The organism is Enterococcus pallens ATCC BAA-351, assembly GCF_000407485.1.
In the GTDB taxonomy this organism is placed as follows: Bacteria; Bacillota; Bacilli; order Lactobacillales; family Enterococcaceae; genus Enterococcus_A; species Enterococcus_A pallens.
In genome coordinates, this window is record NZ_ASWD01000001.1 from 795445 (window position 1) to 812915 (window position 17471).

A 17471-nucleotide genomic window follows, 5' to 3' on the forward strand; every position below is an offset into this window, starting at 1 on the left:
GCTGCTTTGATATAATCTGGTGCATTCTCAGTTACTTCGCCTGTTTTGAAAAAATATTGCCAATGAGCCAGGAAACGATGCTACTCGATGCTCTTGTTCTTCAGACTAAAAAAGCAGAGGAATAGTGAAGTTTGCCGGTTCTTTGCCTAATAAATACGAGAGAGCTTAACACCGATCCCTCTCTTGGGCTTTTCCTTCGGCAAATCTACCCGGAAAAACTTGCACTAATAATGATTAAGATCAATCAGCTTTGTTCTCATTCAACTCGTTAATCTGTTCAATACTTAATCCGGTTATTTGGACAATTTGTTCTGGTGCCATGTCCAATTTCAAGCAGTTTGCTGCGATTTCCAGCGCCTTTTCATTTTCTCCAATTGTCCTTCCTTTTTCCAGGCCCTTATCCATCCCTTCATTGTGTGCATAATCTATCTCGGCTTTCTTTATTGCTTTGGCCTTATCAATTCTCATAATCATTTTCTTTTCCTCCTCATCGAGTTGATAAAAATCTATTCGCTTCTTTGCTGCTTTGATATAGTCTGGTGCATTCTCGGTGACTTCGCCTGTTTTGAAAAAATATTGCCAATGAGCCAAGGGACTGTTCGGTTCAACATTTTTGTTCTTTAGACTAAAAAAGCAGAGTGACAGTAGGGGTTGCTGCTTCCTGCCTAAATAGAGACGAGCGTTCTTGTCATTGCGAAGACTGAAGCTTTGAAGCGCTTCTTCATCTGGGTCAAATAAGTGAAAATCTACAATATTAATGCCATAGGTGGGACATAAGCCAGAAAAGTTGTTGTTTTCAATATAGTCTTTCGCCGCTTCATCGCCATCGGGTGACATATAGGCTTTTGCTAAATAGAATAAGGCACGTTCTTCAAAAAAATCGTGGGGCTGTACCTGCATTTCTTATGCAAAGCTTTACATAAGAGATGTTATGAAAAGTAAATAGTTATGTAAAGTTGAGTGAACAGACGTTGATTTGTCAATGTCTATTCACTTTTTTTCTTCACATAATGAAAGATGGTGGTACAGTTGATTTGTATCCAAATAAAAGAAAAGGAGGTTTTTACATGGATACCGATCAGATTGTTCCTACTATGAATCAACTTATCAAAAAAATGAAAGGCGATGGATATTCCGACAATACACTGGATCATTTTTTATGGATTGGTCATACTTTTGAAACTTTCTGTGTTAAGAGAAATATTCAGAAGGTGAACTCTAATGAAGCTCGAAATTTTTTTAAAGAATCCTTCGACTTTGATTTAGATGCCCCTAACTGCCAATTACAATTTACTCTTCGCCGCCCCGTACTTTTACTGTTTGAATTTTATCACACTGGAAATTACTTATTAAGACATCACAACACGGCTTATACAAATATCCCTACTGCATTTTTAGATTTTTATTTAGAATACAAAGATTTCGTAGATAATTTAATCACTTGTCAGAAGCAAGCAAAAAAAAATAAGTTATGGACAATGGGAAAATTCCTTCTTTTTTTAGATAAAAACCGGGTCTATTCATTTAGAGAACTATCTACTACACTTGTCCATCAATTCATCAATAGTTTAGAAAGCTCTCCAAATACTAAGGATTTACATCGTGGAAATCTTAGACAAGCAATTGATTGGATGTTTGATAAACAAATTTGCCCGTTTTCTGGGTATTCTATCTTTCCAGTTATCCATTCTAGTCAGAGATTATCTATATTATCTTATTATAGTAAAGAAGATATGAGAAAAGCATTTGATGTTATCGATATAAACTCTGTTCAAGGTAAACTTGAAATGGCAGTTATTACAACTCTTTATTATACTGGAATACGTGCATCTGATTTATTAGAGATGACGTTTGCGCAACTTGATTGGGAAAACGATGTTTTCTTTATCAGGCAAAAGAAAAGCGGCGAACCTCTGACACTTCCATTATTGCCCGAAATGAAATTTGCCTTGTTAGATTACATTAAGAACAGCAGAAAAGCGGTCAATGAGGACTTGGATCATATTTTTTTAATTAGCTGTGCTCCCTATCACAAATTTTCTATTGGTGGAATTTCTTCTATCGTTAAACGAGTCTTTCTAAGAGCAGAAATTGATATTACTGGTAAGCATGCGGGGGCCCATGCCATGAGACATTCACTTGCGACAAATTTGATGCAGGAGTCAGTTCCAATTAGCGCAATTTCTAATGTTCTAGGACACAAGCAAATAAGATCGACAGAGAAATATCTGACCATTGACGAAACCAAATTAAGAGAATTTTCTTTGGAGGTGCCTTATGTCTTTTTATAATTATAAGTTCGCCGAACCTTACAACGAACCATTTGAGCGTGTTATTCAATACAAACGAGGAATAGGTTATGATTATGGCGACTGCTATGTTGGTTTTTATAGACGAATTGCAAAATTTCTCAGTCAGTTTAAACCAACGAAACCAATTATTACACAGGAAATGTATGAGAAATGGTGCGAACAAACTGACAATGAAGGAAAAGTCTACCATAACATGCGAATCAAAGTACTCTGTGATATTTGTCATATATTAACTGACATGGGTTATCCAAATATTTATATTGATCCATTTGAACCGAGATACCTGAAAAGCTCTTTTGTCCCTTACATTTTTACTCACGAGGAGATTATCCGTCTATTTGATAATCTAAAAAAGATCGTCAATCAAAAGGATTATTCAAATGATGCGTTTACCTTATTATTCATTTTGTACTACTCTTGTGGTCTGCGTCGCTCCGAAGGACTGCATTTACGGAAAAAACATTGTAAAGTGGATCAAGGGATTATTGAAATCATTGATTCTAAAAATCATATAAGTCGAATCATTCCATTATCTGATAGTGTGCATGCACAATTACAAAGCTATATGACCTCTTACAGTTCCCACTTAGAACCTAACCAATTCATTTTTCATCACCCGAATTCTTATGACGAACATTATTCTATAGGGTCTCTATATCGTAGATATAGGAAACTACTAGTAGACTCTTACATTCCATATCGACAGGGCGGTAATTTACCTCGAATTCATGACTTACGTCATACGTTTGCCATTCATGCGCTTGAAAAGGCAGAAAAAGAAGGAATTGATCTTTATGCCGCACTTCCTTTATTGTCTGTTTATTTAGGACATGAACACCTGACTCAAACTGAAAACTATTTACGACTAACCGTTCAGCAACATAAAAATGTGAGCACAAAAGTGAAAAAGTATATCGGTAACTTGTTCTATCAAGGAGAGGAAGATTGACATGCATGGCTTTTCATTTTATGTGATGAATTATTTTTCAAGTTATTTAACTAAATTCTTAGGTTGCTCAAAAAAGACTATTGAATCTTATCGAGACACTTTCGTGCTCTTTTTTGACTATTTAGCAACGCACGAAAGAATTACTTCTGACAACATAAAGCTAGAAGATTTTAATGAAGCAATCGTTGAAAGGTTCCTCAACTATTTAGAAGAAAATCGTGGAAATAGTATCAATACAAGAAATCAACGCTTAGGTTGCTTAAAAAGTTTTGCGAATTATTTAAAACGAAAAGAGTTTGCCTTTTTGAGTCAATGGGAAAGAATAACAGACATTCCTAGCAAAAAAAAGATCACTCAACAAATAGCATATTTAACAATAAAAGAGTTAAAAATACTTTTATCTATGCCTGATAATACTACTAAAAAGGGGCGCAGAGAAAAGGCGTTATTATCCTTTATGTATGATACAGGCTGTCGCGTTCAAGAGATAATTGAGACCCAAATATGTAATATTCGCTTTTCTTCGCCACCTTCAGTGGAGGTTCTTGGAAAAGGCGCTAAATATCGTCAAATACCTTTTTCATTAGAAGTCCGTGACTTACTGAGGGAATACCTTAAAGATCAAAATCTGAATATTTCTTCAGAACAATACGTCTTTCGAAATAATGTAAATAAGAAATTGACCCGAGCAGGCGTCCAGTATATATTGGATAAAAATATCCAAAAAGCTCGACAGGAGAATCCACACTTATTTCTCAAAAAAATTTCCAACCATAGTTTGAGGCATAGTAAAGCCATGCATTTGTTGGAAGCTGGGGTTAATTTGATTTATATCCGAGATTTATTAGGACATGCCTCAGTGAATACGACAGAAATTTATGCAAGGGTAAACCCAGAAATAAAGCGAAGGATATTGGAAAAAAACTATTCAGAAGTTCATTCTGATACAAAGTATACGGACGAAAAAAAATCAGAATTGGTTGAATGGTTGAAAACTTCACTTTAGTTATGTAAAGTAAAGAGCATCACGATAGTTGATCTACGGGCACTATTTTGATGTTCTTTACATAACTATTTACTTTTCATAACATTTCGATGGTCACCTGACTGCCGTCTTCAGCCACAGCCAATACATCAACTTCGGTTCGCATGATTTTCATCGTGTCATGGGTCTTTTTGTAGCTATCAATGTGATAAGTTTCTCGGGGTGTCAGTGTTTTGAATTCCTTGCCCAGCATATCCTTAACAAAAGCCTTTAGAATAGTACCAGAATCCTTAGACGTTAGCATTTTTCTTATGCCGAGAAATTAGTTGTTCCGAGGTTTATAAAAAAAGCTTATTAAATCAAGGAGTAGTTACTAATTACTCGGAATAATGATTGTCTCTTATCTCCTCAAAAAGAATGCAAAAAAATGCCTGAAAGAATCCATCCTCACATGTTACGCCACACTCGAGCAATGCATTTGTATAGGCAAGGTATGCCTATTCATCTTCTTACTGAGTATTTGGGTCACGCAAACTTTGAATCTACAAGGGTATATGCATATGCAGACACAGAAATGAAGAGACGCGCGGTAGAAAAAACTGACATTTTACGAGATGGGATGCCCACTCCAGAACCACTTTGGAAAGACGATGAAGAGACGATATACCGATTTTCAGGGTTACGTTAAATTTAGTACAGACTAGTTATTCCGAGGATTTCGCTTACAACAGCTATAGACCAATACGTTTTTGTAAACCTCGGAATAACTAATTTCTCGGCATAAGCAAAATTATTCCGATATCGGAATAATTTTTCGGAATAACAGATCGTTGGTAGGTGTATATTTTTGCATGTGTTCCTTCCTTTCGCTGATCGCGAAAGAGTCACCTTAAGTATAGCATGGTGCGTTTTCGCGATCAAAATCATCATATTTTTTTGAACGGTTCTTAGCGAACTGCTCATGAAAAGATACGCAAAAGAAAGGAAAAATTTTTTCGATATCAAGAACGATCAAACAATTATTTCTCCAACACAAAAAAACGGCTGTACACCTAAGCATAGCCGTTATAATCTATTGCGCCTGATAAAGAATTGAATGATCGACTGTCGATCGCTTGTGTAATACCTCCATATCCAGCATGTAGCCGAGACCCCATTGTGTCTTAATGCAGCCGCTATTTATTCCTAGCTTTTCCATTTTAGCTTTTATCTTTCTGATCAGGGTGGATAATTGTGATTGAGTGGATTGATTAGGTTCTATTTCCCAAATTTCACGACAGAGGTCCTCGCGAGACACAGTTTGTCCTTCAGAGTCTATTAATTGCTGAAACACTCTTTTTTCCATTTTCGTGAGGGACAGCAGTGCTAGTAAGTCTTCCGGTAAATACTTATCATTCGTGCTCAGAGAAAAGACTCCTTCCGTTCGGCCTTTTGGTTGCTGGCTCAACACTTCTCTAAATGTTTCTAAGGATGCTGAAGTCGATAAGCAGTGGGTAATCCCTTCGTGTTGCTTCCTTTCTTGTTCCTCCTTTGACAAGACATTGCCACTTAGTTGAATGAAGATAAATTGATCCTTATCTAATTGTCTAATGATTTCTTGGCACTCTTGATTGGAGATGGTTTCGCTTAACAGGATGATCTGAAATTGTTCTAAAAACTCGGAAGAAGCTTTTCCATACTTAATCGTGTCTAGGATACTCATCGTGCAAAACAACTCATGCCCCAGTCTGCGAATTAGTCTCTCTAACTCTTCTTCTGCATATTGACATCTGGTTAACATCAAAATCCGACTCATGATGACACCTCTTTCTATGTTACTTGTAGTAAACGAATTATGTAGGCACGAATCCCCCTAACGCTTTAAAAAAGTAGCTGAAAGGGAGGTTCCCCTCCCTTTCAACTCTTAGGATAGAAAATAGTTCAATTGGGCCTGCCAATCAAGGTACAAGAAGATCGCCGCACCAACTGCCAGCAACATCACAAACAATAAGCCACAATCCACCAGCAATACGGTTGATTTCTTCTCATACTCCATCCGCAGCCGACTGTCCTTGATAAACAAAATCAAAAAACTCACCAGCCCGGCAATCGCCAGAAAGCCGAATACGCCCAACCACATTGGAATGGTCATGTACATTCTCCTTTCATTAATGATGTACCAACTTATGGCCCAGTAACTAGTTTCCAATGCATAGTAGAGGTGTAATAGCGATTGCGAAGACCGCTCTTTCCAATCAGATTCAATTGCACATCATCAAAGTCATAGTCAGCTTGATAAACTCCCTGTGTCAAGGCACCCATCAATCGCACACTGCTGCTGTCAGAATAGATGGTTTGATCTGCAATAGAACCAGCCGAGGTCAGAGTTTCTGATGGATGATTATAATTCTGAACTTGTTTCAGCGCACCATTTATTAGTGTTAAACTAGTCGTCTTTGGCAACGTGTGGATATTACTTTTGAATTGATCCAGCTGCACAAAAACTTCCCACCGGTCTGGCGTAGTATTGTTCATTAAGCGAACATACGGATTGTAATTTGGCTCATATAATGATTTTTCTAAGCCTTTGTAGTGGTTATGAGGTTCTAACCTTGTATAACCAAACCGGAAATCGGGTAAGTTAATAAAACCAACATCCCCAGTTGGCTTCAAATTAGGCTGATCCGCATCATCAATCCGCACAACATTATTCGCCTGAATGGAATTCGTTAAGTTCCCTGCAGCATCCAGTTCAGCCATTAATACTTGATTGGCATTACCGGTTGCAGTGGTTGTGAATTTAATATCGGCATAGTTGTTAGTACCGCCAGAAGGAATAGTTATCCCACTAAGGTCAATACCGGTGGTTTTCCAAGTTGCCCCCACCGGAAAAGTTTGCGAACCTTTGCCCGCTGGTGTTACGGTCAGCTGACCAGGAGTTGACAGACCATTCGAATAATTTCCGGCAGCCTTCAACACAATATTCTTTAAGGCTATCGTTCCTGTATTAGTTAACCTAGCCGTCCACGAAACATTGCCGCCATTATCAACAATCTGTTTATCAGAATTCAGCTCCAAAGCAGCAGTAGTAGCAAGTCGTTTGTAGTGATACTTGATTTCTTTATCCGCTTTTAGATTAGGAATGCTTACTGTTGATTGGTTCTGAACATTTCCTGGATCATCACTTACATTTTCCCAACCAATATATTCCCATTCATTTCCCTCACGATCCGTTATAGTCGCAGCTGGATTACTGGTAAATGTTTCATTAGAATTTATCTGGGAAGTTTTAGGATTTGGCGTCAGATCAATCAACGTAGTTCCATCATCGACATCTACCCATTTTTCTGTTGTTGTGTGCTGAATCTTCTTGTAAATGTAATGAATCTCCGTATCCGCAGCCATTGGCAGGTTAATTGGGGTTTGATTGACTGTTCCGGTTGGATCTGTATCCCATTTCCAGCCTAAGTATTCCCAATCTGCACCCGAAGTATCGGTTTTGGGAGTGGCTGGTGTAACAGTTATCGGAACATCCTTCTCTACTGAAGAGGTCTGATCCCAGGCAGCCTCAATCTGAGCGCCAGATTCATCAATGAATTTCTCCTTTAATTGCACTACTTGATCCAAAGGAATTTTCTTGTAGACAATATGAACTTCATTCGACACATCGTCCATAATCGCATCAAATCCAATGGAAGGTGGATAGGTTCGATCAATGGCCGCTTGATTTCCGCTTCCACGATACCACCCTTCAAAAGTGTAAGCATGAGTAGCATCGGTATAGGAGCGCGGTAGCGATTGTCCGTTTTCCATATCATAACGGAACGTTTCAGAGGTAATATCTGTTGTTTTTCCGTCCGTATAGCCTGGTGGTGCTGGAATACTATTTCCATTTTGATCTTCGTATAGTTCGATGATTTGAAAATAATAGGCGTAATATCTAATCACATCTCCATCATGTCCAACCCATGAAGCTCCTCCTGATCCAGATGAAGATTCCCCAATATATCTATAACCCAAACGTATGCCAGAATATCCTGGTCTTACATTGGTTGTATTGGGCAAATAAAAACGCGTTGCCGTCTGCTTTTCAAATTTACGATCTCTTATTGGACCTTTACTTATTGTTGGTCTACTCCATGCTCCTAAAAAGTTAGAGTTTACATTACTAATCTGATCTTTAAGTTCTTGCCCAGGTGGAGCATCCACAGAAAAGTATTTTACGTAGGGAATACTAGAATCAGCAGTTATCGCCATATCTCTTAAATACTCATAAGATAAAGAATCAAAAACTGATGCCATAGAGGAAGCGGTTCTTTTCACATCGAAGGAAGCATTTTTACCAACTACTGGAGAAATACTTACTTTATAGCTATGATTTCCAGTCCAGTAGCCACCACTTCTATATTCTGTTGCGAAATAGTCACCTGTAGTTAATGTAATCGGAACTGGAAAATCATTACCTTTAGAATCGACAAATTCCAATTGAATTGTATAAGCAGGATAACTATACTGAACTCTTGCAGAAACTTCTTTTGGGCTTACAAATAAGTTAGCTACTATGAGAACACTCATTAAAACTAACATAACAATCCTTTTACATACATTCTTCAAGACCCCTGCCTCCGCTCTTTTCCTTGCTTCTTTCATTTATCCTCCCTCCTTTGCTTTATTTTTACCTTCATAACGAGAACTAATCCTAAAAAAAGTAGACTAAAAATTACCCAAATAATTATTGGTCGTAGATTCATGCTGCTCTTCGATTCTCGTTTTATTACATTTTCCTTCATTGTGTTGGTAACTTTTTTTGATATTTCAAACGTGTCTTGGAAATCCCATTGATGCTCTTTGCTGCTTACTACAGCTTCAAAGGAATAAGTCCCTGTCTCCAACGGCTGCTCTAATTCTAACTGGAAGGGTAAGACAGAATTTGGCGCAATTTTTACGTTCTCTAATTTTGCTTCTGTAATGACCTTGCCCTCCAACAGAATCTTCCCCTCCACGGTGAGCTCCTGCTGAATCTCGGGATACGGGTTTTGAATAGCTGCTTCTATATAACTGCGTCCCAAATCACTTTCAGGCTTTACTTCAAGCAGCTTCAAACCAGATTCACCATAAACAGGGAACTCATTGGAATTTACCAGTAATAAAGCAATGGCGTACCCGACTTTATTTTGAATCGCTACTTTACCTTTCTCCCCTTCATCCTGCTTAGAGACTTCGCTAATCCAAATGCCCCCTAGCTGAATGCCCGGAAAAGCTTCTGACGGCATTATTATTTCAACCTCTGCTTTACCAACAGAGTTTGCGGCAACAGTAACCTGCTCCTGCTTCGGCTTGGCAATCGCTTGAATGGCATTGTCAGATGCTTTATCCGATCGATCGTAGACGATAGCTCCTTGTCGATTAGTAGTTGCGGGATTGATTGCCAGTCGGTAAGTTTGCTCTTCAGACGTATCATTATATAGTTTAATCTCTACGGTTTGCTGCTCACTTGGCGCTAAACAAAGATGGAAATAACCTACCTCTTTGTTCACTTGATTCTCTGGCAAAACAGCTTCAACACTAAAGCTTTGTGTTGCTTCTGCAGGGACAGAAAACAGCAGGAACAAGATACTGATTCCCATAAAACCAGCAGCTTTTCTGATTCTTTTATTCATGATCTTGCTCATGCTCTCGTAAACGGATAAACAAAAACAACCAGAAGCAGCTGATTAGGCAGCTCAGCCCCAGCAGCTGAAGAAACCTTCCATTTTGTTGCTCGCCCGTTTGAGGCAAAGTACCTTTCCCCTGTGCTTGGTAGCCTTGTTTCCCTAAAGTAAGTGGCAATACATTATTGACAGGCTCTGGTTCATAAGGTGTTGGATCAGCTGGTGCTGGCTGTTCTGTTTGAAAGCCAATCCCAACACCAGTTTCTTGCTTTTGTAGCTCTTCGCCAAATACTGAGGTGGGGAAAAACACACAGAAAATGGCGATAAGTAAGACTAACGTTCTCTGTTTCACATTCCTCACTTTCTCCCTTCAAGCCATTGGTGTTGACGACGTACGAGATAAGCAATGAGACCAATCAAGGCTGCTAGTAAGCCTGCGGCAGTCCATGGTACCCAAGCAGGTACAATCACTTTGAAGACCGTTTCTTCATTGACCTTATCTGCCTGTTTTTGGCCAACCGTGAACTCTTCCTCCCACTTCCAAGTTCGGCCATCACCGGTGGCTTCACCAGTAAAGACATAGGTCCCTGGCGTAAAGCGTTCAATGCCTAGAGGCAACTGAAAATCAAAGTTGGAATTAGGTGCTACGGCAAAATTGCTTTGTTCCTGTTCCGCCAAGACTTCCTTCTCACCTTTGCGAGTGACCTTGCCCTTGATTGTCATCTCCTGCAAGACCTTTGGCTGATCATTTTGAATGTTGGCTGCGATAATCTTTCGCCCGTTGAATAGTGTTAACCCAACATTTTTCAAGTGCAGCTCAGCGCCATGGTCAAAGGGTTCTTCGTCCTCGGTTAACATCACCGCAATCACGCGGGCAAATTCTGGGACTAGTCCAGTTTGATCAGATTCGCTTTCTTCTGCTTCTCGCAGGAAGCGAATTGAGCCTAATTTCACTCCTGGATAAGTATCCTTCGGCGGTGTGATTTCAAAGGCTACCATCTTTTCTTCAAAGTTCTCGACCGTAACTTCTTTGACATCATCCTTAACATTTACAAAGCTAGTGATGGGATTGGTTAAGCTTTTATCCAGCTTAGGTTTTGGTTGCGCATAGTCAATCTCACCGATAGAACTGCTCACTGCATCGTGAACGGCTACCTTAACTGTAACTGGCTCTTTTTGTGTACTGGTTACTTTGACCTCAATGGTTTGTGGTTGTTCCGGTGTCGTCTTCAAATAGAAAAAAGTATAGTTCTTATCGACCTGATTTTCCGGAATGATGCTTTCTACAGTGAAACCTGCCCCACCTTGAGGTTCCTCTTCAGCGTAGCTGGTCGTTGTCGCAAACAAGCAGCTGCCAATGATTAAGATACAGCCTACTAACAGTTTTTTGATTGTCTTCATTTGCCTCATGCCGGCGTCCTCCTCCAATAAAAAAGGGGAGAGGAGACGCCCTCCTGCTCCTCTTTCTGCTTTCAATTAAATCGCGTTCGTTAACGTCCAAGTCATTTTGCCTTTGTACTGATGTCCTTTTTGGGCAATATTGGCTGGAACACTTAATTTGATGTTTTTCATTTCCATGGCAGTATTTCCTTCAAACGAAGTAAGGCTGCCGGCAATGTTCCCATCTTCCATGACTTTAGTCGCTGTTGCTGTTGTATCAGCATTGATGGTATAGCTAGGTGCTATGGTTGCAGTATGGCCTGGTGTAGCCGCTCCGATGCCTCCTGAAGCTAAACCAGGATCAAGTGTACCAGTGTAATCATGTTTAGCCGTATCAAATTTTAATACTGCACCCGTTAGTTTTGTTGTTGCAGAAGTTGTACTAACCAGATCAGATACGCCAGCTGTTAACTTCCACTCCACATCTGCACCCGTATGATCACGGCTGTCTTCGACAACGGTATATTTCTTTCCACCTGCCGCTTCGTCTTGTTCCACAAAATCAACGTTGCTGGTTTTGTTTACCGTATTGCTTGTACCAAAATCCAACTCAGTTGGTACCCAACGAAGCCTTAAATCGCCTGTTTCACCTGGATCTGTATGGGAACTAAATCCGATCCCAACCTCAGTATCTGCTGCATAAGAGCTCACACCGCCTAATACAACAACACCTAACACACTTGCACTTGATAACAATACTGCTAATACTTTCTTTTTCATTACCTATTTCTCCCCTTTGTAAAATAATTTTTATATCAAATGAAATCATCATTGATATCCAATTCGAGTAAAAATATTTAACATGAAGATTCTATGATAGTTGAGCCATTTTCATCATTCTTTTTTTAGAAAATCAGTCACTAATCCAATTTTTTGAAAAAGTTTTTTTGGAGAAATTTAGCGGAGGTTTCACTTCCACTAATTTAGCTTTTTAAAGGCTCCTATCATTAATTAATTTATTTGATCAAAAATGAAGGACATGATTGACCATCGATCGTTTGATCAAATTAAGTGAAATGATAAAAAATGCTATAATATTTTTGGTTCATTTCTTTCCTGTTTAACCATAAAACACGAATCATACCTCCCTTCCTTGATCTCAAAGGCTGCACTTTCCAGTACGGCTAGAAATGACGGCTTTTAGCTGCCTGTAGGCAACATAAAATAACGCCCAACGCCCAAAAAAATATTTTCACTTCTTAAAAATCATTTATTTAGGAAGAATTTCTTTAAGAAGTCTGGAGAGGAGCTATTTTCTTTTTTAGGAAACCGGTTACTTGAGAAAAGAAAAAAAGGGGGGAGTAAGAACAACCGAAAACATTTTTTGAAAACGGTTTCTTATGAATTATGCGATGTTTTGTTGTGCTTTTTCCATTAAACCAATCACGGCGATTCGTTTTTCAACGATGGAATCAAAGTAGACCGTTGTGGTTAATTGTGCTGAGTTATGTCCTAATAAGATACTGACATTTAAAATATCCTCTGAAGATTCCAAGCAACGGGTCGCAAACGTATGCCGTAGTTGATGGAAGTGAATATTTTCCAGCTTAGCCTTCTTACGTACACGATGAAAATGATACGTCAATAGTCGTGGCTCGCAAGGTTTCTCTTTTACTGAAAAGACATAGTCTGATTTCGCTTCTTTCTTTAGACTGGACAATAGCTGATGCAGCTTGCTTGTCATGGGAATCACCCGACGAGAAGACTGCGATTTCGGCGGTCCCAAATGTAAAATTGTTTTGTCTCCGGCTTTAGATAATACTCGTTGATACGTATGGTTCACTTCGATCATCCGTTTCTCCAAATCAACAGCTTCCCATTTTAGCCCAGCGATCTCACCAATCCGCATACCCGTTTCCATGGCTAAAATGACTGCTTTTGCTCGAAGATCTTTCTCGCTGGTTACCACCTTTTCTAAACGTTGCTGTTCTTTAGACGTTAAAGCATGTACTTTTTCTTTAGGACCTTTAGGTAACTGAATCCACTCACAAGGATTCTTCTGGAGTAATTCTTTTTGGATCGCATACTTTAAAGACTGTTTTACAATACGAAAGATCACTTTTATACTGCTTAACGACAAGCCGGCTTGTATCCATGCCTGGATCATCTGATGAATGGTGGCTTCATCTAATTGATACAAGGCAACCTTCCCAATATGCGGCCAAATATATTTCTTGAGTTTGTTTAGGTAACTGGAATAAGTAGCTGGTTTCACCACTTTTTGTTGTTCTGCTAACCAAGTTTGACTCCATTCATCGTATTCCACTACGCTTTTCCCGTAGAGTTCCAGTGTGATTTGGGCATGTCTGCGTAACGGTCCTAATTTTTCTTTAACTTCCTCATAGGATTTGCCGTAGACGTAGCCATACCTAATTGAGCCATCAATTTTACGACCTTTTTTGTAGCGCCCCTCCCAACGAAGGTCTTTGCGGTGATAAATATTTTCACCTATTCGTGCCATAAGATAACATTCTCCTTTTCTCTAATTGACGATTTATTTTGACGACGGGAAAAAGATTCATTTCTAACCTAATTTTCGTCATTAATTCCACTCCAAATAGCTAAATTCCCACCTCCAAAAAATTATTATCACATAATTTTAATCTAACTATTGATTTATTCATTTGAATAATTTACAATAATTACGAAATGAAGATTTCGACGCAATACATGCCTATTATTAAAAATATAGAGGGTTTTATTGAACTCTTTCCAGTTTTATGGTTAAACAGGAAATTATCAGACCCAAATTAATCTAGCAGATTATCACCTGCCAATCAATAGCTATTCAAAAAACGTCTGTTCTTTATTCCGTTCATTATTACCTCAGTTGGCTTCATTCATTAATAATGAGTGAGGCCTATTTTTTTCAGCTATTTCAACAACTAGATCACCCATCGGTTTTTCTTAAAGCGATCATACGATACCATTCCCCTCCCACCAATATATCTATTTTTCGTTATTTTTAAAGGTTCAACTATCAATTCCTTGGACGATATTCATTACTTTTTCTTCTAATGCTTCCTTGAGAAAATTTCTACTTTTTCTTCGCTTTTTTTATATTCATTAATAATTTAAGCTTTCTCCAACTTATTTACGCTGTTTATCCACTATTCGATTATCGCTACGTAATAAATTATCGGTTAGTTGAGGATTTTGGCTATAGATCATTTATTTTTACTCAATTACCACTTTATTTATTCAAAATTACAGAATATATAACAAATAACACATTATCGTTTCTTAGTGGTAGATAGATATTCTGAAAGAAAAGTGATAACGCTTTTATGAAGACCTAACTGTTTTATTACCGCTGTTATTTTTCTGAATTGTTAGAAATTTTTGCTATTTACATCGTTATTAAATTTAGTATTATTATTCATGTAACACTAATTTAAGGAGGTACGTAAATAAATGGATATGTTTAGTTGGTTATCGAAAGAAAGAGTATTGAAAGGTGGGGTATTATCTGAAGATTGGTTGACTCTTTGCGAGCTTGCTTTGCCGTTGAACTATTATGACTTGAGTGAAATAACAGCCTTGGTGGCTATGCCTTGCGAGTTGGGAACAGTTGTCGTGAAGGATTCTAGTGTCTTTAGTACAGACGAAAAGCCTGGTGAAATGATTCAAAAATGGTTGAATATTCATCGCTTTGTGTCTACTGAGTTGAAATAGCACTCATTGGGAGCGACCTCTTTGATGACTCCGAATTTTTGTTTAGCTGCGATTCCTGAGTCGCAAGAAACTCTTTGGGTGAATCCGTTAGGCATTTATCAGTTGTATTGTGGAAATGAAGGCGTTTTATTGGAGCTGGTGAATGGGCTTAAATTGGACGTGTCTATTGATTGCCAGGACTTCTTACGCTGTATTGTCGAGACCTTCTATGCCTTTTCTCATCAACCTTTCAATTCGTTTCGTTTCCTTGATACGCCTTTTAGCCACATTTTAGAGAAGCAGTTGGCTTTGTTGGAGACGATACTGTCCTATCAGGAGCCTGACCTTGTAAAAAAGTTTTTGGTACATCCGCGTTGGTTAAAGGAAAAGACCTTTTTTTGGTATTTTGTCGAGAACCCCTGTATGCCCTCCCCCTGTCTAACCACAGCTTAAATGTTCAACAAATGGACTACATACCAGTTGATAGGAGTGATTGTCATGAGTAAGAAGCGAGTATTTGAAGGAAAAGTTTTAGGGGAAGGAATGTCTAAAGACTGGAAGTATTTCTTGGAGACAGCCCCTACGTTTAATTATTCGACGATTGGAGAAATTAGTTTAGTGTGTCCTTTTCCAAATGGGAAAGGGAGTTTCCTTGTACGAGAGGACCAGCCTTATTTATCTAAGGAAAGTCCATTGGAAACCATTGATCAATTCTTTAAAACCCATCGTTTGATGGATTATCAGCTCATGCGGCGAACGTGTCAATCGTTGGAGGCCTTGCCGTCATTGAAGGTACCGATTGTGAATCAGCACTTTGTTTTATTTCCGATTATTAAACCAGAATCATCTAGCTGGTTAAATCCGTTAACGATTGATGATGTTCAAGAGTCTGGTGGCTTTTGTATGGTTACTATGTCCCATGGGCTTTGTTTGGAGCTGCCTATTTCTAAGCGTTCATTGGTCAATTTAGCCGGTAAGGCGGTGTATTCTTTGGCCACTTATCGCCAAGACTATGCTTCTAGCCTGCAATCTGATGGGGTTCCGCTGGATTATGTCTCACTGCCTACCACTCCTTTTGGTCAGCTGCTAACTACTCAAGAAGTGTTACAAAGCTGGCGAATGAGTCCGGGTAAATTCTTTAGTCAGTATAAGCTGGAGGAACATTTGCACTGGTACCAGCAGTTAGCAGATCGTCCGGAGTTGGCAGCACTACTGTATTAACTATAGTCTAATAAATACGTACTATTTATCACTATCGCTATGGAGGGTTAAGCCTTCATAGCGATTTTTCTTGTCTTCCATCAAACTTATCTCCGTTATTTTATAGGCGTTTTATTTGTGAAAAAAATTAGTCAAAATGCTTTTGAATGCCTTAAAAACTGTCTTAAGCGCCTTTTCCATAATTTCACAAGAATTTTGTTGGGGACCCTAGACTTTTGCATTCAGTAAATTTTACTCTACGATAAAATCAACATTCTCCTATCAAAATCCTGCAAAAGTCTAGGGTGTTTTGCAAAAGTCTCCTTTTGTTTTTTTATCCCTTTGGTTTATTGTTTAGTCACCGGCCGGAACAAAAAATTATTCCACAGGAGGATATACGAATGATTCAACAGCTAGGCACAAAATTACAGGTACAAATCGAACAAGAAGGCAAAGACAAACAAAAGAAAGTCAACTTCAGTAACATCGTCACTAACCCAGCAGAAGCCGACATTACTAAATTAGGTGAAGTCATGGCTGACTTAGCTGGAGACGGCAGCAGCTTAGACAGTGTAATCGTCACTAACCAAACTCGTGTTACTAAATACTAATCAAGGAGGAACCTATGCCAGAAACAAAATTACTCGTCCGCTTCAAAACTGAAGCGGATAAAGCCCACACCTGGAGTTACAACGAACCAGATACGACCAAGACTCCAGCGGAAATCAAAGCAAATTTAGAAGAACTAACCACTCTGAACCTATTCAAGAAAGACGGTATCCGCCAGTTTTTCTCAGTAGAGAGTGCAGAATTTGTCACTACCCTAGAAACACCAATCTTTTAAACACTAAATTGCCCCGCGGCTAAAAAGTCGCGGGAGCTAAAGGAGGAAACAACCAATGACTGAACAGCCCTTCACTCAATACCAGCTGTTTCATTTAAAACGTAATAAACTCGAAGAAAAAATCACCCATTACTACCAGGAAACCCGTGATAGTTCAGTGACTATTCAACTATTGTTAGCCATGAAAGTTCGCCATATGCTAGGCGAATCCGATTTTGAATTGTTCCTGCAGGACTTGGTGAAGCATCTCTTTGCCAATAACAAAATCACTCGTGCGCTGCGCCGCTACTTCTATTTCTTTAAGGAATATTTCAATGACAGAGAGTGGGAGATCCTGTCAGCTCGGTGTTTTCCACCTGAACATGTCATTACTGATTTGATGTCCGTCGTCCCGTCAACCGTTGTCACACCTGAAACTACTACATTAGAAAGTTCCTGAGAGAACAAATAAAGGAGA

The 17471-nt window shown here is 38.8% G+C and carries 20 protein-coding genes; 10 read left to right on the plus strand and 10 right to left on the minus strand.

Translation table 11 applies throughout. From position 1 onward, the window contains the following. Positions 1-240 precede the first annotated feature (240 nt). Entirely contained in the window at positions 241-900 is a 660-nt protein-coding gene (locus I588_RS03835) for an Rpn family recombination-promoting nuclease/putative transposase (RefSeq protein WP_016250031.1), read from the minus strand. 167 nt (positions 901-1067) lie between these two features. Here I588_RS03835 and I588_RS03840 point away from each other — a divergent pair, with 167 nt between their 5' ends. Genes I588_RS03840 through I588_RS03850 form a run of 3 tightly spaced genes read left to right on the plus strand, consistent with a single transcriptional unit; the run spans position 1068 to position 4267 of the window. Then, a complete protein-coding gene (locus tag I588_RS03840; RefSeq protein ID WP_010755493.1) occupies positions 1068-2291 on the plus strand; it encodes a tyrosine-type recombinase/integrase in 1224 nt (407 codons plus the stop codon). After that, positions 2278-3261 carry a tyrosine-type recombinase/integrase gene (locus I588_RS03845; RefSeq protein WP_010755494.1) on the plus strand — a complete coding sequence of 328 codons (984 nt, stop codon included), beginning with the start codon at positions 2278-2280 and terminating at the stop codon, positions 3259-3261. The genes I588_RS03840 and I588_RS03845 overlap by 14 nt, the downstream gene beginning before the upstream one ends. Before the next feature lie 25 nt (positions 3262-3286). Continuing rightward, positions 3287-4267, plus strand: a complete 981-nt coding sequence (locus tag I588_RS03850) for a tyrosine-type recombinase/integrase (protein WP_211219390.1) — start codon at positions 3287-3289, stop codon at positions 4265-4267. A gap of 76 nt (positions 4268-4343) precedes the next feature. Here the strand turns inward: I588_RS03850 and I588_RS03855 are convergent, their stop codons facing one another. Next, positions 4344-4550, minus strand: a complete 207-nt coding sequence (locus I588_RS03855; protein ID WP_016250032.1) for a hypothetical protein — start codon at positions 4548-4550, stop codon at positions 4344-4346. Between the two features lie 123 nt (positions 4551-4673). Here I588_RS03855 and I588_RS28155 point away from each other — a divergent pair, with 123 nt between their 5' ends. Further along, positions 4674-4934 (plus strand): tyrosine-type recombinase/integrase, encoded by a 261-nt coding sequence (locus I588_RS28155; RefSeq protein ID WP_034693332.1) that lies wholly within the window; start codon positions 4674-4676, stop codon positions 4932-4934. A gap of 384 nt (positions 4935-5318) precedes the next feature. On the opposite strand, the gene I588_RS03865 is transcribed toward I588_RS28155, so the two are convergent. From I588_RS03865 to I588_RS03900, 8 genes are all read right to left on the minus strand, one after another. Next, on the minus strand, positions 5319-6041 hold the full coding sequence (locus I588_RS03865) for a winged helix-turn-helix domain-containing protein (RefSeq protein WP_010757633.1): 723 nt from the start codon (positions 6039-6041) through the stop codon (positions 5319-5321). 108 nt (positions 6042-6149) lie between these two features. Further along, positions 6150-6377 (minus strand): hypothetical protein, encoded by a 228-nt coding sequence (locus I588_RS03870; protein ID WP_010757634.1) that lies wholly within the window; start codon positions 6375-6377, stop codon positions 6150-6152. Positions 6378-6409: 32 nt separating this feature from the next. After that, positions 6410-8875: a WxL domain-containing protein gene (locus I588_RS03875; protein WP_010757635.1), complete on the minus strand. Its 2466-nt coding sequence runs from the start codon at positions 8873-8875 to the stop codon at positions 6410-6412. Next, positions 8872-9885, minus strand: a complete 1014-nt coding sequence (locus tag I588_RS03880) for a WxLIP family cell surface protein (protein ID WP_010757636.1) — start codon at positions 9883-9885, stop codon at positions 8872-8874. Before I588_RS03880 ends, I588_RS03875 begins: the two co-directional genes overlap by 4 nt. Beyond that, complete coding sequence (locus I588_RS03885) at positions 9878-10228, minus strand: LPXTG cell wall anchor domain-containing protein (RefSeq protein WP_010757637.1); 351 nt, start codon at positions 10226-10228, stop codon at positions 9878-9880. Before I588_RS03885 ends, I588_RS03880 begins: the two co-directional genes overlap by 8 nt. 5 nt (positions 10229-10233) lie before the next feature. Next, complete coding sequence (locus I588_RS03890; protein ID WP_010757638.1) at positions 10234-11286, minus strand: WxLIP family cell surface protein; 1053 nt, start codon at positions 11284-11286, stop codon at positions 10234-10236. A 66-nt stretch (positions 11287-11352) separates the two neighbouring features. Beyond that, positions 11353-12036 carry a WxL domain-containing protein gene (locus I588_RS03895; protein WP_010757639.1) on the minus strand — a complete coding sequence of 228 codons (684 nt, stop codon included), beginning with the start codon at positions 12034-12036 and terminating at the stop codon, positions 11353-11355. A 625-nt stretch (positions 12037-12661) separates the two neighbouring features. Further along, positions 12662-13777, minus strand: coding sequence for a tyrosine-type recombinase/integrase (locus tag I588_RS03900; protein ID WP_010757640.1), 1116 nt, complete (start codon positions 13775-13777; stop codon positions 12662-12664). A gap of 953 nt (positions 13778-14730) precedes the next feature. On the opposite strand from I588_RS03900, the gene I588_RS03905 reads away from it, so the two are divergent. The 6 genes from I588_RS03905 (at position 14731) to I588_RS03930 (ending at position 17453) form a co-directional block, all read left to right on the plus strand. Continuing rightward, positions 14731-14991: a hypothetical protein gene (locus tag I588_RS03905; RefSeq protein WP_010757641.1), complete on the plus strand. Its 261-nt coding sequence runs from the start codon at positions 14731-14733 to the stop codon at positions 14989-14991. A gap of 24 nt (positions 14992-15015) precedes the next feature. Next, on the plus strand, positions 15016-15423 hold the full coding sequence (locus I588_RS03910) for a hypothetical protein (protein ID WP_010757642.1): 408 nt from the start codon (positions 15016-15018) through the stop codon (positions 15421-15423). 45 nt (positions 15424-15468) lie between these two features. Beyond that, on the plus strand, positions 15469-16191 hold the full coding sequence (locus I588_RS03915) for a hypothetical protein (RefSeq protein WP_010757643.1): 723 nt from the start codon (positions 15469-15471) through the stop codon (positions 16189-16191). Positions 16192-16571: 380 nt separating this feature from the next. Then, complete coding sequence (locus I588_RS03920; RefSeq protein WP_010757644.1) at positions 16572-16781, plus strand: DUF1659 domain-containing protein; 210 nt, start codon at positions 16572-16574, stop codon at positions 16779-16781. 14 nt (positions 16782-16795) lie between these two features. Continuing rightward, positions 16796-17014 carry a DUF2922 family protein gene (locus I588_RS03925; RefSeq protein ID WP_010757645.1) on the plus strand — a complete coding sequence of 73 codons (219 nt, stop codon included), beginning with the start codon at positions 16796-16798 and terminating at the stop codon, positions 17012-17014. A 55-nt stretch (positions 17015-17069) separates the two neighbouring features. Next, complete coding sequence (locus I588_RS03930) at positions 17070-17453, plus strand: hypothetical protein (protein WP_010757646.1); 384 nt, start codon at positions 17070-17072, stop codon at positions 17451-17453. Positions 17454-17471: the final 18 nt, after the last annotated feature.